The following is a 19,629-nucleotide window of genomic DNA, read 5'->3' as shown; positions in this document are numbered from 1 at the left end:
GTACGGCGATGGCACAGCCGTCGAGACCGGAGGGCGAGAGCGGCGTCCCTCGCGAATTGCTCGAAGAGCACGCCCGCGCGAAGGACCTCGCCCCCAAGCTCCGCGCGGTGGCGGACGAGAACCGGCTCACTCTCCTGCTCCTTCTCGCCCAGGGGCCCCACACCGTCAAGCAGTTGCAAGAGGCCACGGGACTCAGCCAGACCCTGGTGAGCCACCACCTCGCGCCGCTGCGCGAGCACGGGCTGGTGGAGGCCGTGCCACGCGGGCGCAGCAACGTCTACACGCTCTGCTGCACGGCACTGATCGAGCCGGTGAAGATCCTGGCCGGGCTCGCGTCCCTGACTCCGGAGGGCATCAACGCACTGGTCACCGACCTCGAACAAGCTCAGCCCTGAGCCAGGGTCGTAGCGAAACGGTCTCCGAGGTCCATCGCGCTCGCGGCACTGGTCGCGCGAGGAGGGATCACGCCCGTGCGACGTCCGACGCGGACCGCGCAGAAGTGCGGGCCCGGCGCGGCGATCGCATCCGCCACCGCCGCCCGTACCTCGTTCTGGGTACGGCAATCGACCGCGGTACGGTAGCCGGCCGCGGTCGCCGCACCCGAGAACGACGTGGTGCTCGACGTGGTGCACTGGCCGCCGGTCGACTCGTGCACCTGGTTGTCGAGGACGACGTGGAGGAGATTGGGCGGAGCCTCGTGACCGATCGTGGAGAGCGTGCCGAGGTGCATCAGCAGCGCGCCGTCCCCGTCCAGCACGATCACCGGCTGACGCGGGCGGGTCAGTGCGACACCGAGACCGATCGCGGACGCGTGCCCCATGGATCCCTGCATGTAGAAGTTGCCCGGCCGGTCCGCGACGGCGAACAACTCCCGGCCGGTGTAGCCGGTGGTGGCGATGAGCGCGGCGGTCGGCGCGGTCTCCGCGACGATCCGGATGGCCTCCGCGCTCGACAGACCGGCGTCCTGGCCGGCCGCCGGCGGTTCGGCCTTACCGATGGCGCCCCGCTCGACCAGGACGAACGGGGCGCGGCGGGCGTCGAGTTCCTTGGCCGCGTTCGCCAGGATCTCCCGGAACCCGTCGTCGGTGCAGTCGGCCCGCAGGATCTGGCATGGAGCCCCGAGCGCCTCCAGCACCGCTCGTGTCGCCGGCCCCATCACCTCGTGCTGCGGCTCGTCGGTCGAGGGGTCGGGCCAGCCGCGCAGGCTCACGAACGTGAGCACGGGAAGCCCATAGGTCTGGACGAGGGAGGTCAGGGGGTTGACCAGATTGCCCAGACCCGAGTTCTGGAGCATGACGTACGGCCGGCCGCCGGCCAGCACCGCTCCGGCCGCGATGGCGAGTGCCGCGCCCTCGTTGGCGGCCGGCACGTAGGCATCCCCGCGGGCGCCCAGCAAGGCGATCGGCCCGCCGAACGAGGAGCAGGGAACACCGGTCGCAAGGGTGAAGCCCTGGTCGGTAAGACCGGCGCAGAAGTCCTCGGCTGCGATCACTTCTCGACTCCTTCGTCACTGGCCAGGCGCCGGCGCCGCCGTATTCGTTCCACGATCAGGGGCACGAAGGACAACAGCACAATGCCGATGAGCACGATTTCGATGTTGTCACGGACAAGGGCCACCTGGCCCAGGAAGAAACCGAGTATCACCAACCCGCTACCCCACAGCGCCGCACCGAGCAGGTTGTACAGGGTGAACATCCGGTAGTCCATGCGTCCCACGCCGGCCACGATCGGAGTGAGGGTTCGCAGCACGGGCACGAACCTGGCCAGGATCAGAGCGCGGGCGCCTCGCCGGGCGAAGAACTCGTGGGCGCGCTCGGCGTTCTCCGGCTTGAAGAACCGCGACCGGGGGCGGCGGAACAGGCTCGGCCCCACCCTGCGGCCGAACATGTATCCGACCTGGTCGCCGGCCGCCGCGGCGACCGTGGCGACCAGGCACAGCAACCAGACCCGGCCTCCCGCGAACGCGCCGTCCGCGGCCAGGAGGCCGGCGGTGAACAGCAGAGAGTCGCCGGGCAGGAACGGCAGCAGCGCGCAGATCAGGATTCCCGACTCAGCGAAGATCAGCAGAGTGAAGCCGAGCAGGCCGAAACTCGTGACGGCCTGCTCGGCATCGAAAAGCTCACCCACTCCGATCAGCCCGGCAGCTCGTCAATGACCACCACCGCACACGTGATGGAGACGCCGCCGCCGTGCGCCACGATCAGGACGTGGTCCCCCGGACCGACCTGACCGGTCGACACAAGATGCTCCAGTCCCACGATCTGGTCGTTGACCGTCAGATGGCCGAGCCCGCGGCCGAATTCGAGCAACCCCTGGGCGGGGCTGAGGCCCATCGGGTCCAGGATGACCTTCAGATAGCTCTCCTGGCCGGTGAAGACATGGGCGACACGTTTGATGTCGGTCATGTCGATGTCGGCCTCGGCGACGGTGCGCAGGGCGAGTTCGGTCCTCAACTCCCCCTGACGCCGCACGACCTCGGCGACGGTCTCGTCGAGACCTCCGTTCGCGGCGAGCCGTTCCCGGAAGTCCACCTGGCCGCCGTCCGCCGGACGCGGCGGGAACAACGGCTCCGTCCCCCGGTACTGCGCCTCCACCTCGGCGGTGGAGCCGGTGGTGATGGCGAGCAACCGCGCGAATCCGCCGCGGGTGGACAGCACGACCGCACTCGCCGCGTCGCCCACGACGCCGTTCTGGATACCGAAGGCCCACCGGTTGAAACCCGGCGTCCCCACATTGTCGGCGCCCGTCACGAGAGCCGCCTTGCGTTCCGGGCTCGCCATGAGATGGCAGGCCGCCAGCTCCATCGAGCCGATCATTGCGCTGCACGCCTGCCAGACCCGGAAGGAGGGGAGGTCCCGGTCGGTGATGTGGTGCAGGATGTAGTGCTGCGCCGACCACCCTTCCGGGCCCTGTTCATGGCCGCAGGCGTGAATGTGCAGGTCGAGGTCGTCGCCTGGGATGCCGGCGTGGGCCATCGCCCGCCGCGCCGCGGTGACGGCCATGTCGGGTGCGGGGGTGTCTCCCGCGACCGCCGCCCCCGTCCAGCCGTACCACTCGTAGTCTTCGGCGTCGTAGAGCCCCAGCTCCACGGCCTTCTTCGCATCGACAATGGGCGGGATGAACGAACCCAGCCCCGCGATGTGTATCCCCGTGGTCTTCACTTCTACCCCTGTGTTTGAGAATCACGGATCGTCGCCGCGACGGAGGCGATGCTGCCTCCCTTGAGGATGCTGACGATGGGGATCTTCACGCCGAGGTCGCGCTCCAGCCGGTTGCGCAGTTCGACGGCCATCAGCGAGTCGAGCCCCATCTTGTTGAGCGGCCGCCGGATGTTGATCCGCTCGGCCTTCAGACCCAGGACTTCGGCGACTCTCTCGACGAAGAGGTCCTCGACCTGGGCATCGTTCTCGTTGCCGGTTCTCGCCGGTGCCGGAAAGTCAGACCCCGTGGCGGTCGGCGGAACCGATGGTGCCGGCTTGTCCCCCGCCGGCTTGTCCTGTGGTGCATGGTGCCTGACGGGCTCTGCCGGGTCGGCGGGCACCGGGCCCTCCGGCGCGGCGATGGCGGGAGCGGTGCTGGGCGGCACCACCATGGCTGGCGCGGCTTGCACCGGCTGCGATGCTGGAGGAGCCGCTGCGGGACGCGTCGTGGCAGCGTCGGCGGGCTTCTTGGGCGGCTGCGGCTGGTGACGCGGGCCGGATGGCGTGGGCGTCCGGCCGATGAGAGTACTCAGCAGCGGACTTCCGGCGGCCTCGGGATAGGCGCGGGCCCACACGTCCCAGTCAGCAGGAAGGACGGCCGTCTGGGTGGCGTTCTCCGCCAAGAGTCTGCCGAGGACGTCCAGCCCCTCCTCCGGGGTGAAGCCGGACATCCCCTGGGGGACGAGGCTGCGCCCCTCCTGGCTCTGCTGCCGCGCGACCATGCCGACTTCGTCCCAGAAGCCCCAGTTGACCACCGTCGCGACGGCTCCCCTGGCTCGCCGTCGGTGAGCGAGGGCGTCCTGGAAGGCGTTGCCGGCGGCGTATCCGCCGAGGAACGGCGAGCCCACCAGCGCCGAGCCGGACGAGAACAGGACGAACATGTCCAGACCGTCACCGACCAGGCGGTCAAGGTTCATCGAACCGCGGACCTTGGCCTTCAACAGCCCGGAGAGCTCGTCGCGACCGAGGTCGCGCAGCGGGGCATAGTCCACGGTGCCCGCCGCGTGGAACACCCCGCGAAGATCGGGGTGGCGTGAGAGCAGGCCCTTCATCGCCGGCAGATCCGCGACGTCGAGCGCGGCATAGGTCACCTCCGCCCCCTGGGCCCGAAGCGCGGTCAGCGTCGGGTGATCCTCGGCGACGGGGCTCCTGCCCGTCAGGAGGAGCCGCCGGGCGCCCTGGTCCGCGAGCCACCCGGCGACCTTGGCACCGATGCCGCCCAGGCCCCCGGTGACCAGGTAGACACCGTCCTCTCCGATGTCCACGGACGCGGGCGCGGGGACGGCCGCGGGCTGGTCGAAGGAGATGACGACCTTGCCGATCTGCCGGGCCTGGCTCATGAGCCGGAACGCCTCGGTCGCCCGCGCGGACGGGTAGACGGTGTGCGGAAGCGGATCGAGAGCGCCCTGGTCCACCAAGGCGCACACCTCACGCAGCAGGCGGCCCGTCAGCTCGGGACGCTCGGCCATCATGGCGACGATGTCGATCGCGTGCAGGCTGAGGTTGCGGGCGAACGGTGCCAGCGAGACCTGGTTGCCTTCGAGGATGTCGCGTTTGCTGATCTCCAGGTAACGGCCGTAGGGGGCGAGCAGTGACAGGTTGCCGGCGACCGCGGGCCCGGTCAGGGTGTTGAGGACGAGGTCGAACCCGACCCCGGCGAAGTCGTCGACGAAGGACAGGGAACGGGAGTCGGAGGTCGCCTCCATCCCGAGGTCGGCGAGCAGCCGGCGCTTCTCGGCGGTACTCGCCGTGCCGAAGGCGCGGGCCCTCTTCCAGCGGGCGATCTGCAACGCGGCCAGCCCGACGCCGCCGGTGGCGGTGTGGATGAGAACCTTGTCGCCCGCGTCGATGCGCCCGAGATGGCAGAGGGCGTAGTAGGCGGTCAGGTACGCCGCCGGCAGGGTCACCGCTTCGGCCGGGCCGAGCCGGCGGGGTTTGGGGGCCACGAGGGCGGCCTTCGCCAGGACCTCGGTGGCGAGGGCGCCTTCGGCGATGGCGACCACCTCGTCCCCGACCGCCAGGCCTTGGACGCGCGGACCGACGGCGGAGATGACGCCCGCGCACTCCCACCCGAGCCCCGGCGGCCGCGTGAGCGACTGGCCCGGATACATCCCCACGGCGGTCAGGACGTCGCGGTAGTTCAGTGCGGCGTGCGAGACCTCGATGAGAACCTCTCCAGGCCCCGGGCGTGCGTGGCGGAGCGGCTGCTCGGCCAGGTCGTCGATGACGCCCGGGCGGTCCATGGTGATGTGCCGGGCGGTCTGCCGTCCCCGGGTCCTGTGCCGGGTCAGGCGGGCGGCGTACCGGTGCCCACCGCGCAGCGCGAGCTGGTCCTCCGGTGAGTCGGACAGCATGCCGGTGACCAGCGCCTGGACACTCGACGGGTCACGGTCGATGTCGGCGAGCACCGTTCGGAGCGTCGGGTCCTCCGCCGCGGCGGTGCGTCCGAGCCCCCACAGGGGTGCTTGGAACACGCCTCTCGTCTCGTCGTCCGGGAGCACCTTCTGGCTGTCCTGGGTGACCAGCCACAGGCGTGGCCCGCCGGGCAGCGGGTGCGCGTCGAGAGCCTGGACGAGATGGACCACCGACCGGCAGGTCAGTAGCTCCGCCCGGTCGATCTCTTTGCGTGCCGGCTCCGCCGAGGCGGTGGCGTCCAGGGACCACAGGTGGACGATGCCCCGCACCGGGCCGCGTTCCGACAGCTCCGCCAGGAGCTCGCGGAAGTCCTCGGGACGATCGGGATCGATCCCGAAGCGATCCGGCCCGGCGGCGCGGAAGCGGGCCGCGATGGTGACGGCGACAGGGTGGGCACCCTGGTCCCGCAGTCTCCTGATGAGGCGCCGTCCGGTGGCGCCGCTGTCGGTGAACACCAGCCAGGTTCCCGGATCGGCGACCGGCGCGGGCGGCGTGGCCGTTTCGACGAACTCCAGGTCGTACAACCAGTCCTGGTAGGGGCCGGTCTCAGCAGCGGTGGAGCCGGTCTCACGCACGGGTTCGGGTGCCTTTCCGAGGAGGTATTGGAGGCGGGCACCACGCAGCTCCGCCACAAGAAGACCGTCGCGGTCGAAGACCTTCACATGCCCGCCGAAGGATGCGCCGTCACCGGAGGGGACGAGCCGGGCGTGACTGTGCACGATCTCGGTGGGCTTGCCATAGACGCGCACCTCGTCGATGCCGCCGAGGACGAACACCTGGTCCTGGCCGGCGGCGACGTCGGGTCTGGCGGCGACGAGCGAATGGCCGCAGGCGTCGAGCATCGCGGGATGGAACTCGTAGGCGCCGAGGTCGCCGTGCAGATCCGCAGGGCATTCCAGGCGCGCCAGTGCCTCACCGTCGGTCCGCCACACCTCGGCGACTCCCTGGAAGGCGCCTTCCCACTGGTTTCCCCGCTCGGCGTGCCAGGCGTAGAAGTCCGGACGGCCGTGGTGGCGATCGCAGCGCTCCTTGATCAGGTCGAACGGCTCGGGCGTTCGGTCGCCGGGGGCGTCCATGCCCTTCGCGACGGCTTGGCTGTGCACGGTCCAGGAGTCCTCGTCCACACTTCGGCTGGACACCCGGCAGGTCAGCGTGCCGTCCTGTTCCGGTCGGGCGCTCACCTGGACGATCTGCTCGGGCCCTTCCTCGTCGAGGAACAGGGCACGGTCGAAGCGGACGTCGGCGAGCCCGGCCGAGGCGTCGCCGAGCACCGAACGGGCGGCCGCGAGCATCAGCTCGACATGCGCGGTGCCGGGGAGGATGACGGTGCTCTGGACCCGGTGGTCCAGGAGGTAGGCATTGCGACGCAGGTCGAACGGCCCCTCCCAGACATGGGTTCCGTCCGCGGTGACCGCGACACTGCTGGTCGGCAGCAGCGGGTGCACCGGCGGAGCGGGTGGTCGTGCGGGCTCCGCGTCCGTAGGAAGCCAGTGAGCGGTGTGCCGCCACGGGTGATGCGGCACCGGGACGAACCGTCCGCCCGGGGTGAGCGCGGCGAAGTCGACCGGCCCGGCGGCGACGTGGAGCGCGCCCACCGCGGCGAGCAGGTTCTCCCGCTCCGGTTCGTCGCGGCGCAGCGATCCCACGGCGGTCGTGTCGGCGCCGAGGGCCCTGGCCGTCTCCCTGATGGAGTTGATCAGAAGCGGGTGGGGGCTGAGCTCGACGAAAACAGTGTCGCCATGCTCAAGCTGGGCCTGGACGGCACCGACGAAGTCGACGGGCTCGCGGATGTTGCGGACCCAGTACTCGGCGTCCATGCCCGACCCGTCGATCTCCTCGTTGAGGAGGGTGGAGTGCAGCGGCACGGTCCCGGCGCGAGGGGCGAGGTCCGCGAGTTCCTGGAGCAGGGGTTCGCGGATGGCGTCCACCTGCGGGCAGTGCGAGGCGAAGTCGACCCGGACGACCCGGTTGAAGACCTCACGCGTGTCGAGTTCGTCCAGGATCGTCCTGACCGTGTCGGCCGCACCGGAGATCACGGTGGATCGGACGCTGTTGCACGCGGCCACGGCCACGGACTGCTCATGCCCGGCGATGGCCGCCGCTGCCTCGGCCCCCGACAGCGCGGCCCAGGCCATGAGGCCCTGCCCGGCGAGCCGGTCGGCGAGACGACTGCGCCGGCAGATGACGGCGGCCGCGTCAGCGAGGTCGAGCGCTCCCGCGACGTAGGCGGCCGCGGACTCGCCCATGCTGTGTCCGATGACGACGTCGGGTTCCACTCCCCAGGATTGCCAGAGAGCGGCGAGAGCGATCTCCATCGCCCACAGCGCGGGCTGGACGATCGGGGTGGCCGTGAACTGGTCCTCGTCTCCGCTGCGCAGCAGCTCCTCCAGGGACCACCCGGCTTCTCGCTGGATGGCCTGCGAGCACGCGGCGATCGTGTCGGCGAACACGGGCTCGGTGGCCATGAGCTCCCGGCCCATGCCCGCCCACTGCGACCCTTGGCCGGGGAAGACGAAAGCGACACGTGGCCGCACTTCGGGATCGGCGTAGTCGGTGCTCGACAGGCCGGGTTCGTCATCGCCCTCCGCGAAGGCGCGCAGCGCGTTCGCGGCCTGTTCGTGCGAGGAGACCGGCACGGCGAGACGGCTCTCGAAGCGTGATCGCCGCGTCGCCAGGGAATGGCAGACGTCGCGCAGCGACCGTCCCCGCCCCGGTCCGGAGGTCAGGTCATCGGCGGCGCGGAGCGCGAGGGTCTCCAGCGCTTCGGGACTGGTGGCCGACAGCACCAGCAGCTCGGTCCGGTCATCGGCGGGCACTGCCGCCTGCGGGACGGGCGGGGCCGTGAGCACGACATGGGCATTGGTGCCGCTGAACCCGAAGCTGCTGATGCCGGCGATGGCGGGGCGTCCCCGTTCGGGCATCGGCGTGCGCTCGGTGACGATGCGTAACGGCAGTTCATCCCACGCGACGGCCGGATTGGGGTCCCGCAGGTGCAGGCTTGGCGGGATGACCCCCTTCTCCAGGCAGAGCACCGTCTTGATGAGCGACGCGACGCCCGCCGCCGCCTCGGTATGGCCGAGGTTGGTCTTGATGGATCCGGCCAGGCATGGCCGGTCGGCCGGCCTTCCGGCACCGAGTACCTCGGCGAGGGCGGCCAGTTCGACCGGGTCCCCGACCGACGTTCCCGTCCCGTGCGCCTCGACGTAGTCGGCCTCCGCCGGATCGATGTCGGCGTCCCGGAAGGCCCGCTGGATCACATCGCGCTGACCCTCGACGCCGGGCGTCACCATGTAGCCGCTGCTGCGTCCGTCGTTGCCGACCGCCGAGCCGCGCAGCACCGCCCTGATCTGGTCACCGTCGGCCAGTGCCTGGTCGAGACGCTTGAGGATGACCACGCCGACGCCGTCGCTCCGGACGAACCCGTCGCCAGAGGCGTCGCCGAACTTGCAGCGCCCGTCTTTTGCGAGCATGCCCGCCCCGGAGTAGACCACCCCCTCCTCCGGGAGCAGCACCACGTTCACACCCGCCGCGATGGCGAGGCCGCATTCACCCAGGCGCAGGGCCTGCATCGCCTGGTGGACGGCGACCAGCGATGAGGAGCACGCCGTGTCCACGGTGACGCTGGGACCGCGGAGGTCGAAGGCGAACGACACGCGTCCGGACGTGATCGCGCGGGACGCGGCGCCCGTCATCGCGTACAGATCGAGCCGTTCGGGATGGCGGTATTGCATGTGCCAGTAGTCGCCGCCGAGTTGTCCGACGAAGACTCCGGTGTCGCTTCCCGCTAGCGCGTCCAGGCGCTGGCCGGCGTCTTCGATCGCCTCGTGCGCGACCTCCAGCAGGAGTCTCTGCTGGGGATCCATGCGCTCGGCCTCACGGGGCGCGATGCCGAAGAACTCGGCGTCGAATCCTTTGACGTCCTCGATCAGGCCGCCCCATCTGCTCACGGTGCGTCCTGGGGTGCGCGGTGCCGGGTCGAAGACGGCGTCGATGTCGTAGCGGTCGGAAGGGATCTCTTCAATGGCATCGGTGCCGTCGTTGAGCAGCCGCCACAACGAACCGACATCTGGCGCGCCGGCGAACCGACCAGCCATTCCGATGATCGCGACGGGCTCGGCCAATGCGGTACGGAGGGTACCGACAGGCATGATCATGCCTCTCCTACGGTGCAGGGAGCAGCAAGGTGGAGCGGGGTTGATCACAGTTGTGGTCATCACACATTGCGACTGTTTCGATCGATATCGATATATGATGGTGACAGACGGACACTCGCTGCGGCAAGGCTATTTTGATTCGATGTTTGTCAATATACTGACTGCCATGGCACACGAACCCGAACCACCCGTGATCGTCGTCGGCGCCGGGCCGGTGGGCCTGGCGGCCGCGGCGCATCTGGCTGATCGACGACTGCCGTTCCTCCTGCTCGAAGCGGGAGACACGGCCGGGAACTCTGTCCGGGAGTGGGGGCACGTCCAGCTGTTCAGCCCCTGGCAGTACAACGTCGATGGGGCGGCGAGACGTCTGCTCGGCGCCGAAGGCTGGCCGGAACCGGACGCGGACGAGCTTCCGACCGGAACAGATCTCCTGAAGCGGTACCTGCTTCCGCTGGCGGAGTCTCCTGTGATCGCTCCGTACATCCGCTACGGCACGACGGTCGAGGCGATCAGCCGCCTGGACGTCGACCGAATGCGCACGGTAGGCCGCGAAAAGGTGCCGTTCGTAGTCCGGCTGGCGGACGGTGAGGAGGTTCTGGCTCAAGCGGTCATCGACGCCTCCGGCACCTGGAGAACACCCAACATGCTGGGCGCGAACGGACTCCCCGCCCGCGGCGAGGCAGCGGCCGCGAGCAGGATCTTCAACGCCATGCCGGACGTGCTGGGCACCGAACGTGACCGGTTCGCCGGGCGGCACACCGTCGTCGTCGGCGCCGGACACTCGGCGGCGACGACGTTGCTGGCGCTCGCCGACCTGGCGAAGGCCGAGCCGGAGACCAGGATCACCTGGGCCATCCGGGCGGCCGATCCGACCCGCGCCTTCGGCGGGGAGTCCGATGACGAGCTACCCGCCCGCGGGCTGCTCGGATCCGGGCTGCACATGCTCATCGACAGCGGCCGCGTGACACTGGTGCCGAATTTCCGGACGCACACGGTCGAGCTCCGGGACGACGGCGTCGAGCTGTTCTCGCGGCCCGGCCAGTCGCTGCTCTGCGACCAGGTGGTCGCGGCCACCGGTTACCGGCCCGACCACTCGATCGCGTCGGAGCTGCGGCTGGACCTCGACCCGATCCTGTCCGCGCCCCGGCCGGTGGCTCCGCTCATCGATCCCAACGACCACGCCTGCGGCACCGTCCGCCCGCACGGCTACCGCGAGCTCGCCCAGCCCGAGCCCGGCTACTTCATCGTGGGCATGAAGAGCTACGGCCGCGCCCCGACGTTCCTGATGGCCACCGGATACGAGCAGGTCCGCTCCATCGTCGCCTCGCTCGCGGGCGATCTGGAGGCCGCCGCGTCCGTCGAGCTGGTCCTGCCGGAAACGGGTGTGTGCTCCGCAGTCGCCGGCGCGGAGGCCCTCGCACAGCGCATGGGCATCAGCCCCGAACTCCACACGAGCCTTCTGCACGCCACGGCACGGCATCTGGGACGCTCACCGAGCGCGGCCGCCGCCGTCATGGCCGCGGCGGCCGAGCTGGGCGTGGACGAATCGGTCGCGCTGCAACTGGCCGCCTACGCCGCCGACCGCTTCGACGTGCCTGGGACGAACTCGTGCTGAAATCCTCACACCTTCTGGTCGAGCAGGCAGGAGAGCGCGGCGAGCACTGACGGCGCGACTCGGTAGTACACCCACGTGCCGCGCCGTTCGCCCACGAGGAGCCCCACCTCGCGCAGCTTCTTGAGGTGATGGCTGACGGTCGCCTGAGAGACCCCCACATCGGAGATCTCGCACACGCAGGTCTCGCCGTCCGGATGGGAGGCGATCCGGGAGAAGAGCCTGAGGCGCACCGGATCGCCCAGCGCCTTGAACATCGCCGCCACCCGCTCGGCCTCGCCCGGCGTCAGCTCCTGCCGGGTGAGGGGGGCGCAGCAAGGCTCGGCCTCCCTGAGTGCTCTCATTGCCTCATATTGACATCAGATCGTTCCCATTGTGAACCTTCCCTTCCGTTAAGCATGGAAGACGGAGAGTCCCTCGACCTTCAGGAGAGTCGATGCGCACAGCGGTGGTCACCGGCGCCGGCAGCGGTATCGGGGCCGCGACCGCCCATGCCCTGGCCGGTTCTGGCTTTCACGTGGCCCTCGTGGCACGCCGCCAGAACCGTCTCGAGGACGTGGCCCGCGGCATTCGCGACGGCGGCGGTTCGGCCTCGGTCCATGTGGCCGATGTCACCGACCGGCAGGAGGTCACGGACCTCGCGGCCGGCCTGGACCGCTGCGACGTCCTGGTCAACAACGCGGGCGGGGCCTTCGGCACGGAGCCCGTGGCCACCGCCGATCCAGGGGACTGGCGCCGCATGTACGAGGTCAACGTCCTGGGGACGCTCCAGGTCACCCAGGCCCTGCTTCCCCTGCTGATCGGCAGCGGTGACGGGACCGTCGTGATCGTGTCGTCCACCGCCTCCTTCACCTGCTACGAGGGAGGAGGAGGCTACAGTGCCGCAAAGCACGGCGAGCACGCCTTGGCCGGCGCCCTGCGCCTGGAAGTCTGCGGCCTGCCCATCCGGGTCGTCGAGATCGCACCGGGCATGGTCCACACCGAGGAGTTCTCCCTCAACCGTTACCGCGGTGACATCTCCGCGGCCGACGCCGTCTACGCCGGGATCGACGCACCGCTGCTGGCCGAGGACATCGCGGAAACCGTCACCTGGGCGGTGACCCGTCCCTCCCACGTCAATGTAGATCTGCTCGTCGTCCGCCCCCGGGCGCAGGCAGCCCAACACAAGGTCCACCGGACACCCTGATGACCGGGCGCCGCGTGTCGTACCGTCAGGACGAACCTTTGGGAGGGCAGCAGGAACCAAGATAGGTCTGCAGTTCGCTGAGAGCTCGCTCCACAGCGGCAGTGTCGACGCGATAGAGGACCTGCTTGCCTTCCTTGCGGGAGGCCAGTAGTCCACCGCGGCGCAGCTGGGCCAGCTGCTGGGACGCGGTCGACTGGGCGACGCCCAGCCGTTCGGCCACGGCTTGCACGGCCAGTTCCTCGGCGCCGGCGAAGACGACCAGCAACTGCTGGCGCGACTCCCCCGCCAGGGCCGTGAGGAACTCCTGAGTTCGTGTGCCCAGTCGCACGATCGTCGGACCGTCGTCCACCACGGCCGACCCCCGAGTCGCGACCACGACACCGGCCGCCGAACCGATCACCCCGTCAACCATCGCCAGGCCCCCTGGTTTCGCCTGCCCCCGAACACGCGCGATACCAGACTCGCCGCCCCCCGTATCGCCCCGTCAACGATACGGTTCCGACACGTTCAGCGGTGATCTTGCTGGATCGGTAGGTCCGATCAATGACCGCCGGGCCCTCCCCCAGGAGACGTCCTGGAGAAGGGCCCGCGAGGCATGACCGTCAGCAGCAGCCACGACCCGTTGCCGCCCCTGCCGGGGCTGGATCTGCGATCTCCTGCGGCTGGGCGTCGCCCCGTTCCGCATCCCGCGAAGGCGCGCAGCAGGCTGAGTCGTCGACCTTTGCCAGGGTGTCGGCGTCACCCTTGACCACGTACACCTCCCAGGGCTCGTCGCCGGGGGCGGTGACCCAGACCTTGTCCTGCAGGGCGTAACAGCAGGAGGTGTCGTTCTCCTCCAGGGTCACCAGGCCGGACTCCTCCAGGCGCTGGGTCGCATCGGAGACCTGCCCGGAGTCCTCGACCTCGATCCCGAGGTGATCCAGGCGTGTGGGCTCCGCGCCCTCCCCCTCGATCAGTACCAGCTTCAGCGGCGGCTCGGCGATGGCGAAGTTGGCGTAGCCCGGACGGAGCTTGGCCGGCTCGACGCCGAACAGCCTGGTGTAGAAGCCGATCGAGGCTTCGAGGTCCGGGACACGCAATGCGAGCTGGACACGCGGCATGAGACACCTCCTGCTTTGATGCTTGTCTAACCAGAGTACGGTCCGAGCTTGCGCTTAGCCTAGATAAATGTCAAATTAGAAGCATGTCAAAGCAAGCCTCGGTGATCCCGTCCGTCGTTACCGAGATCGGCCTGCGGACCGGCCCGGCCGCGGATGCGTGCTGCGCGCCGCTGGCGTGCGAGCCGCTGTCCACCGGCGAGGCCGCCGAACTGGCACCACTGTTCAAGGCCATCGCCGATCCCGTTCGACTACGCCTGCTGTCGCTGATCGCCTGCCATGAGGGCGGCGAGGCGTGCGTCTGCGACCTGACGGCGGCGTTCGACCTCACCGCTCCCACCATCAGCCACCACCTCAAGGTGCTCCGGCAGGCCGGGCTCATCGACTCCGAACGGCGCGGGACCTGGATCTACTACTGGATCAACCCGAGCACGCTGGAGCAACTGTCGGCGATCCTCGGCTCCCGCTCCGCCATCACGACCTCGGCCTGACACCGCGATCGACACGTGCGATGCGGCGGCCAGCGTCAGAGCCTCCTCTCGCGATGCCGGCCATCAGTAGTCCCTGACTGCGTTGAGGACTCTTTCTCTGGGGTCTGTTCGGGTGTCGGAGGGGGTGGGTCGGCGTCGTTGGCGCGGCGTTTCCACAGGCCGAGGGCGGTGGGTACGAGACCGCGGGGGGCGAACAGCATGCTTGTGATGAGCAGTGTTCCGAAGAGGCCGTAGGACAGCACAGTGGGTGCCGTGGCCGGCATGCCTTCGCGCGCTCCGAGGTCGTTGAGCATCTGCAGCAGCACGGTGACGGCGGCTGCCCCGGCTATCGCGCCCCAGATGCTGCCGGTGCCGCCGACGGCGACCATGACGATGTACTCGATCGACAGCAGTATGGGGAACGAGCTGGGTGAGACGTAGCCGATGTAGAAGGCGTAGATGCCGCCGGCGAGTCCGGCGAAGGCGGCCGAGAGGCTGAACACCGCCGCCTTGTAGGCGGCCACCGGGACACCGGATGAGGCGGCGGCGACCTCGCTGGTGGCGAGTGCGCGCAGTCCCCGGCCGGGGCGGGAGGCGATGATGTTGCGGCTGGTGAGCACGACGATGATCAGCGCGGTCAGTGCCAGGCACGCGTACGGGCCGTCTCCGGTGAACTCGTATCCGCCGATGGTGAGGAGGGGGATGGCCTGGAGACCGATGTCACCTCCCGTCCAGTCCTGCTGCCCGGCCAGGTTCAGCAGGATCAGCTGGACGGCCAGTGTGGCGAAGGCCAGTTGGTGGCCGCGCAGCCGCAGCAGCGGGACGGCGAGCAGCGCCGCCGCGACCGCCGCCGCGGCTGGCGCGGCCAGCAGGCCCAGCCAGGTCGGCAGGGAATGGGTGGCGATCAGCGCGGCGGTGTAGGCGCCGATCATGTAGAACGACGCCTGGCCGAGCGAGACCTGTCCGGCGTAGCCCATGAGCAGGGACAGCCCGACGGCCACCGAACCCGCCAGCAACGCCAGGACCAGTGTGGACAGGGTCATCGTGCTCCCTCGTGCTGGAGCGCGGAACGGTGGGTGGCCTGCCAGATCATGATCGCGAGCATCAGTGCCAGTGCGACGACGGTCTGGTAGGACGCCTCTCCGTATCCGGCGACCATGGCTTCGGCGACGCCCAGGGCCAGTGCGCCGCCCAGGGCCAATCCGGGACGGGTCAACGCGCCGAAGACTGCGGCGGCGAACCCATTGGTGATCAGCAGGACGTCGCTGTTGTAGGACACCGGCATCAACGGGGTCAGCAGTACCCCGGCGATGCCGCCGAGGACGCCGCCGATCGCGAACGCCAGCAGCCCCATCCGGGTCACGTCGATCCCGGCGGCCCGAGCCGCGTAGGCGTCGGATGCGCAGGCGGTCAGCGCTTTGCCCAGGTAGGTGCGGGTGAAGAACGGCATCAGCAGCCCGAAGACCATCGCGGTCGCCCCGATCACCAGGAACGACTGCTTCTGCACGAACGCGTCGCCGATCCTGACCGCGCCGGGCAGGCCGGGGAAGGAGCGCGGGTCGTCACCCCAGATGATCGTCTCGACGGCATAGGCCACGAACCCGATTCCCAGTGTCACGATCAACGACGACTGCGCGCCCAGGCCGGGTCTGGTGAGGGTCACCAGCCCGACGAGCAGGCCCACCAGCCCGGCCATCAGGACGGCCGCCGCCTCGGCGAGGCCGTGCGGCACCCCGGCCGACAGCAGGGAACCGGCGGTCATGCCGGCCACGACCGCGAACATGCCCTGCGCGAAGTTGACGACATGGGTGACGCGGTTGATCGTCACCAGCCCGCTGGCCAGCAGCGCGAAGCCGCACCCGATCGCGAGGCCGGAGATCAGGTACTGCGCGAACGCGCTCATGACCCGGCTCCCAGGTAGGCGTCGGCGACCTCGGCGCTGTCACGGAGTTCGGCGGCGGTGCCGTGGAGGCGGATGCGGCCCGCTTCCATGACGTAGCCGCGGGTGCACATTCCCAGGGCCAGGCGAGCGTTCTGTTCGATCAGCAGGACCGCCGTTCCCTGTTCGGCGTTGAGGGCGGTCAGGTGCGCGGTGAGATCGGCGGTGACCAGCGGGGCCAGCCCGAGCGAGAGCTCGTCGACGACCAGCGCGTCGGGGCGTGCCATCAGGGCTCGTCCGAAGGCGACCATCTGCTGCTGGCCGCCCGACAGGCTGCCGGCACGCTGGTCACGGACCCGGACCAGCCCGGGAAGCAGTTGGTAGACCCAGGCGGTGTCGCGAGAACGCCTGTCGCGGCGGCTACGCCACGCGCCCAGGGCCAGGTTGTCCTCGACCGACAGGTCGGGAAACACATGGCGGCCCTCGGGGACCAGGGCCGCCTGGCCACCGAGGGCGGCGCGGCCGCCGGCCGGTCGCAGAATGCCCATGATCGCATTGACCAGCGAGGATTTGCCCGCGCCGTTCGGCCCGATCAGCGCCACCATCTCGCCCGGCTGCACGGTGAGCGAGACCTCGTCCACGGCGGTCGCGGTACCGTACCGGACGGTCAAAGCGCGCACGTCGATCAGCGGGTCGCCCGGGTTCACGTGTGCCCCGGCCCGAGGTAGGCGGCGATGACGTTCTCGTCCCGGCGGATCTGGGTGGGCGTCCCGGCTGCGATCTGCGCGCCGAGGTCGAGGACGCTGACCTGGTCGGCCAGCCGGGTGACCAACGCGACGTCGTGCTCGACCAGCATGATCGTCAGGCCCTCGGCGCCCAGGCTCTCCACCAGTTGCGCCAGCGCCCGGCGTTCGGCGGCGCGCAGTCCCGAGGCGGGCTCGTCCAGCAGCAGCAGAGTCGGCCGGGCGCACAGCGCCCGCGCCACCTGGAGCGAGCGTTGCTGCCCGAGCGGGAGCGCCTCGGCGGGGCGGTGCGCCCAGTCGTGCAGGCCGACCCGGGCCAGCGCGGCGAGCGCGTCGGCCCTGATCTGGGCCTCTTCGCGCCGGTGCGCCGGCAGGCGCACCGCGGCGGACGCGAACCCGTGCCGGGTCCGGGCGTGCGCGCCGACCATGACGTTCTCCAGCGCGGTCATCCCCGCGAACAGCCGGGCGCCCTGGAACACGGTCGCGATACCGAGGCGAGCGCGCTTGCCTGGACTGAGCCGGTCGATGCGCCGCCCGCCGTAGCGGACCTGACCGTGGTCGGGCCGCAGATGCCCGCTGATCAGGTTGAACAGGGTGGACTTGCCCGCGCCGTTCGGGCCAATCACCGCGCGGGTCTGGCCCCGGGTGACGGCGAGGCTGACGTCGCGGAGCGCGTACACGCCGCCGAACGCCCGGCCGAGGCCCTCGACCTCCAGCAGCGGCGTCATCCGATCGCCTCGGCGGCCGCGGTGAGCCGGGCGGCCGACCACGGGGTCGGCACGAGCGCGCCGTCCTTGACCCGGTTCATCGAGATGTCGGTGGGCTTGAGGCCGGAGTGGTCGGTGGCGCTGTAGGAGTACCGGCCGGTGGGGGTGACCAGCGTCAGCGACTCCAGCGCGTCGCGGATCTTGTCCCGGTCGGTGCCGCCGGCCTTCTGGACGGCGGCGGCGAGCAGTTTGACACCGGAGTAGCCGTCCATCGCGAACTGCGGCGGCTGGTAGCCGTACTTCTGCCGGAACGGTCCGGACATCTCGGTCACGGCGTTCTTGAGTCTGCCGCCGGGCAGGGTGTCGCCGACGACACCGACGGCGCTTTGCACGTAGACGCCCTCGGCGGCGGCGCCGACCGGTTGCAGCCACAGCTTGCTGGACTGGGAACCGGTCATGAACAGTGGCAGCTTCAGCCCCGAGGTGGGGTACTGCTTGGCCAGGGTGACGCCGGGCGCGCCGCTGGCCCACACCGCGAGTGCCTGGGCGCCGCTGCCGCGCACGTGCGCGAAGATCGGGCTGAAGTCGCCGGCGGTCGTCTCGAACGGCTCCTGCTTGACGATGCTCACGCCGTAGGCGGCGGCGCGTTTGGTCATGCCGTCGCGTCCGGCCAGCGCGTAGGCGCTCTTGGTGTCGTAGGCCATCGCCACTTTGGTGATCTTGTGTACCTGGAAGTACTGGAGCATCGCCTCGGCGTACTGCGAGGACAGTGCCGGGACGACGAAGGTGTACTTGCGGATCGGGTCGACCTGCTTGTCGGCGGGCGCCAGCGACACGTACGGGATCCTGTCGCGTTCGGCGAGCGGCTCGACGGCCAGGCCGACGTTGGAGAACGTCGAGCCGATGATCGCGGTGACCTTGCGCGAGCGGAGTTTGTTGTAGTGCAGCACGCCCTGGTCGGGCAGTGTCTTGTCGTCGAGGGTGATCAGCTCGATCCGTTTGCCGCCGATGCCGCCTTGGGCGTTGATCTGCTCGACCGCCAGGTCGACCGTCTTTTTGGCCTCGCCGCCCAGGGGGGCGTAGTTGCCGCTCAGCGACTCGATGAAACCGATCTTGATGGTGGCGCCGCCGTCGGCGGAGCCGCCGCAGGCCGCCGTCGCGGTGAGCAGCGCCGCGGCGGTCAGGGCAGGAAGGATCTTGCGCATCGGACGACTCCGGGTGCGATCGCGGAAGGTACCGTGAACTTAGGCTGATCTGTAATCACCGTCAAGAATCTGACGAACTTTGCTCTGTGAGAAGATCTGGCCGTGCCCGAAGCCGTGCCCGAGACCGCGTCCGGAACCGCCGAGATCGAGGTCCCCAGGGCCCGCCCGCAGTCGCTGATGTTGACGTTCCTGGGCAACTACGTGCTCGGACGCGATGTGGCGGTGTTCTCCGGGAGCTTCATCGAGGTGCTGGGCCGGCTCGGGGTCGGCGAGCACGCGGTCCGCTCCACGCTGAGCCGGATGGTGGCGCGCGGCCTGCTGACCCGGCACCGGGACGGCCGCCGCGTGTTCTTCGGGCTGACCGAGCGGTCCCGCCGCGTTCTTGCCGACGGCGAGGAGCGGGTCTGGGAGCGCGGTGTGGTCAACGACGACTGGGACGGTGGTTGGACGGTCCTGGCGTTCTCGCTGCCCGAGTCCTGGCAGAGCCGCCGGCACGAGCTGCGCTCCCGGCTGGCCTGGGCCGGGTTCGGCCCGGTCGGCAACGGGCTGTGGATCTCGCCCGCCCGGGTGGACGTCGCCGAGGTGACCGCCGACCTCGGCCTGGACGCGCACGTCCGGGTGTTCGCCGGGCCCGTCCTGCCGCCCACCGACGAAGCGAGCATGATCCGGGACGCCTTCGACCTGGACGCGATCGCCGCCGGATACCGGGCCTGGCTGGACCGCTGGGACCACCCCGAGCCGGCCCCCGAAGCCCCCGACGACCTGGCCCGCTACCTGCTCGTGACCACCGAGTGGCTCGACCTGGTCCGGGCGGACCCGCGCATCCCGCTACGCCACCTGCCGTACGGCTGGCCCGCGATCCGCGCCCAGGAACGGCTGTACACGCTGCGCGACCGCTACCAGGCAAGGGCACGTGACCTCGCCGACCGCAGCTTGGAGCTGGCCGAGCTCCGCTGAGCCG

At 70.0% G+C, this 19,629-nt stretch carries 17 protein-coding genes; 5 read left to right on the top strand and 12 right to left on the bottom strand.

Translation table 11 applies throughout. From position 1 onward, the window contains the following. Positions 1-8: 8 nt before the first annotated feature. The gene (locus AMA02S_RS43280; protein ID WP_067461033.1) at positions 9-395 is read left to right on the top strand and encodes an ArsR/SmtB family transcription factor; all 387 of its coding nucleotides are present in this window, start codon (positions 9-11) and stop codon (positions 393-395) included. On the opposite strand, the gene aepY is transcribed toward AMA02S_RS43280, so the two are convergent. The 4 genes from aepY to AMA02S_RS20805 are packed head-to-tail and all read right to left on the bottom strand — an operon-like array spanning position 386 to position 9,763. Further along, complete coding sequence (aepY, locus tag AMA02S_RS20820) at positions 386-1,492, bottom strand: phosphonopyruvate decarboxylase (protein WP_067461032.1); 1,107 nt, start codon at positions 1,490-1,492, stop codon at positions 386-388. The two genes, AMA02S_RS43280 and aepY, sit on opposite strands and share 10 nt — an antisense overlap. Next, positions 1,489-2,127, bottom strand: coding sequence for a DedA family protein (locus AMA02S_RS20815; RefSeq protein ID WP_067461031.1), 639 nt, complete (start codon positions 2,125-2,127; stop codon positions 1,489-1,491). Before AMA02S_RS20815 ends, aepY begins: the two co-directional genes overlap by 4 nt. A 5-nt stretch (positions 2,128-2,132) precedes the next feature. Continuing rightward, a complete protein-coding gene (locus tag AMA02S_RS20810) occupies positions 2,133-3,161 on the bottom strand; it encodes a ketoacyl-ACP synthase III family protein (RefSeq protein WP_067461030.1) in 1,029 nt (342 codons plus the stop codon). Positions 3,162-3,163: 2 nt separating this feature from the next. Beyond that, complete coding sequence (locus tag AMA02S_RS20805) at positions 3,164-9,763, bottom strand: type I polyketide synthase (protein ID WP_218005066.1); 6,600 nt, start codon at positions 9,761-9,763, stop codon at positions 3,164-3,166. Between the two features lie 172 nt (positions 9,764-9,935). On the opposite strand from AMA02S_RS20805, the gene AMA02S_RS20800 reads away from it, so the two are divergent. Then, positions 9,936-11,384, top strand: coding sequence for an FAD-dependent oxidoreductase (locus AMA02S_RS20800; RefSeq protein WP_067461028.1), 1,449 nt, complete (start codon positions 9,936-9,938; stop codon positions 11,382-11,384). A 5-nt stretch (positions 11,385-11,389) separates the two neighbouring features. Here the strand turns inward: AMA02S_RS20800 and AMA02S_RS20795 are convergent, their stop codons facing one another. Beyond that, positions 11,390-11,725, bottom strand: a complete 336-nt coding sequence (locus AMA02S_RS20795) for an ArsR/SmtB family transcription factor (protein ID WP_067461027.1) — start codon at positions 11,723-11,725, stop codon at positions 11,390-11,392. 92 nt (positions 11,726-11,817) lie between these two features. Here AMA02S_RS20795 and AMA02S_RS20790 point away from each other — a divergent pair, with 92 nt between their 5' ends. Then, on the top strand, positions 11,818-12,567 hold the full coding sequence (locus tag AMA02S_RS20790; RefSeq protein ID WP_067461026.1) for an SDR family oxidoreductase: 750 nt from the start codon (positions 11,818-11,820) through the stop codon (positions 12,565-12,567). Positions 12,568-12,592: 25 nt separating this feature from the next. Here AMA02S_RS20790 and AMA02S_RS20785 read toward each other — a convergent pair whose 3' ends face one another. Continuing rightward, a complete protein-coding gene (locus AMA02S_RS20785; protein WP_084265416.1) occupies positions 12,593-12,979 on the bottom strand; it encodes an ArsR/SmtB family transcription factor in 387 nt (128 codons plus the stop codon). Between the two features lie 190 nt (positions 12,980-13,169). Beyond that, entirely contained in the window at positions 13,170-13,667 is a 498-nt protein-coding gene (locus tag AMA02S_RS20780; RefSeq protein WP_067461025.1) for an ArsI/CadI family heavy metal resistance metalloenzyme, read from the bottom strand. 83 nt (positions 13,668-13,750) lie between these two features. Here AMA02S_RS20780 and AMA02S_RS20775 point away from each other — a divergent pair, with 83 nt between their 5' ends. Then, positions 13,751-14,155, top strand: a complete 405-nt coding sequence (locus AMA02S_RS20775; protein ID WP_084265415.1) for an ArsR/SmtB family transcription factor — start codon at positions 13,751-13,753, stop codon at positions 14,153-14,155. Positions 14,156-14,190: 35 nt separating this feature from the next. On the opposite strand, the gene AMA02S_RS20770 is transcribed toward AMA02S_RS20775, so the two are convergent. From AMA02S_RS20770 to AMA02S_RS20750, 5 genes are read right to left on the bottom strand one after another with little or no spacing between them, the layout of a single operon-like run. Then, positions 14,191-15,177 (bottom strand): branched-chain amino acid ABC transporter permease, encoded by a 987-nt coding sequence (locus AMA02S_RS20770; RefSeq protein ID WP_067461024.1) that lies wholly within the window; start codon positions 15,175-15,177, stop codon positions 14,191-14,193. Next, entirely contained in the window at positions 15,174-16,037 is an 864-nt protein-coding gene (locus tag AMA02S_RS20765; protein WP_067461023.1) for a branched-chain amino acid ABC transporter permease, read from the bottom strand. The genes AMA02S_RS20770 and AMA02S_RS20765 overlap by 4 nt, the downstream gene beginning before the upstream one ends. After that, complete coding sequence (locus AMA02S_RS20760; RefSeq protein ID WP_245667681.1) at positions 16,034-16,720, bottom strand: ABC transporter ATP-binding protein; 687 nt, start codon at positions 16,718-16,720, stop codon at positions 16,034-16,036. Before AMA02S_RS20760 ends, AMA02S_RS20765 begins: the two co-directional genes overlap by 4 nt. After that, on the bottom strand, positions 16,717-17,484 hold the full coding sequence (locus tag AMA02S_RS20755; protein ID WP_067461309.1) for an ABC transporter ATP-binding protein: 768 nt from the start codon (positions 17,482-17,484) through the stop codon (positions 16,717-16,719). The genes AMA02S_RS20760 and AMA02S_RS20755 overlap by 4 nt, the downstream gene beginning before the upstream one ends. After that, entirely contained in the window at positions 17,481-18,668 is a 1,188-nt protein-coding gene (locus tag AMA02S_RS20750) for an ABC transporter substrate-binding protein (protein ID WP_067461022.1), read from the bottom strand. The genes AMA02S_RS20755 and AMA02S_RS20750 overlap by 4 nt, the downstream gene beginning before the upstream one ends. A gap of 102 nt (positions 18,669-18,770) precedes the next feature. Between AMA02S_RS20750 and AMA02S_RS20745 the strand changes: the two genes are divergently transcribed. Beyond that, positions 18,771-19,625 carry a PaaX family transcriptional regulator gene (locus tag AMA02S_RS20745; RefSeq protein WP_245667679.1) on the top strand — a complete coding sequence of 285 codons (855 nt, stop codon included), beginning with the start codon at positions 18,771-18,773 and terminating at the stop codon, positions 19,623-19,625. Positions 19,626-19,629 lie beyond the last annotated feature (4 nt).

It is taken from the genome of Actinomadura macra NBRC 14102 (assembly GCF_001552215.1).
Taxonomy (GTDB): domain Bacteria; phylum Actinomycetota; class Actinomycetes; order Streptosporangiales; family Streptosporangiaceae; genus Spirillospora; species Spirillospora macra.
This window is presented reverse-complemented; position numbering and strand designations above follow the sequence as displayed.

What these genes read in the sequence shown, in the direction of transcription:
- AMA02S_RS20755 (WP_067461309.1), bottom strand. Translation starts at nt 17,484, where the DNA reads ATGACGCCGCTGCTGGAGGTCGAGGGCCTCGGCCGGGCGTTCGGCGGC.
- AMA02S_RS20795 (WP_067461027.1), bottom strand. Translation starts at nt 11,725, where the DNA reads ATGAGAGCACTCAGGGAGGCCGAGCCTTGCTGCGCCCCCCTCACCCGG.
- AMA02S_RS20765 (WP_067461023.1), bottom strand. Translation starts at nt 16,037, where the DNA reads ATGAGCGCGTTCGCGCAGTACCTGATCTCCGGCCTCGCGATCGGGTGC.
- AMA02S_RS20800 (WP_067461028.1), top strand. Translation starts at nt 9,936, where the DNA reads ATGGCACACGAACCCGAACCACCCGTGATCGTCGTCGGCGCCGGGCCG.
- AMA02S_RS43280 (WP_067461033.1), top strand. Translation starts at nt 9, where the DNA reads ATGGCACAGCCGTCGAGACCGGAGGGCGAGAGCGGCGTCCCTCGCGAA.
- AMA02S_RS20750 (WP_067461022.1), bottom strand. Translation starts at nt 18,668, where the DNA reads ATGCGCAAGATCCTTCCTGCCCTGACCGCCGCGGCGCTGCTCACCGCG.
- AMA02S_RS20785 (WP_084265416.1), bottom strand. Translation starts at nt 12,979, where the DNA reads ATGGTTGACGGGGTGATCGGTTCGGCGGCCGGTGTCGTGGTCGCGACT.
- AMA02S_RS20770 (WP_067461024.1), bottom strand. Translation starts at nt 15,177, where the DNA reads ATGACCCTGTCCACACTGGTCCTGGCGTTGCTGGCGGGTTCGGTGGCC.
- AMA02S_RS20775 (WP_084265415.1), top strand. Translation starts at nt 13,751, where the DNA reads ATGTCAAAGCAAGCCTCGGTGATCCCGTCCGTCGTTACCGAGATCGGC.
- AMA02S_RS20790 (WP_067461026.1), top strand. Translation starts at nt 11,818, where the DNA reads ATGCGCACAGCGGTGGTCACCGGCGCCGGCAGCGGTATCGGGGCCGCG.
- AMA02S_RS20805 (WP_218005066.1), bottom strand. Translation starts at nt 9,763, where the DNA reads ATGCCTGTCGGTACCCTCCGTACCGCATTGGCCGAGCCCGTCGCGATC.
- AMA02S_RS20780 (WP_067461025.1), bottom strand. Translation starts at nt 13,667, where the DNA reads ATGCCGCGTGTCCAGCTCGCATTGCGTGTCCCGGACCTCGAAGCCTCG.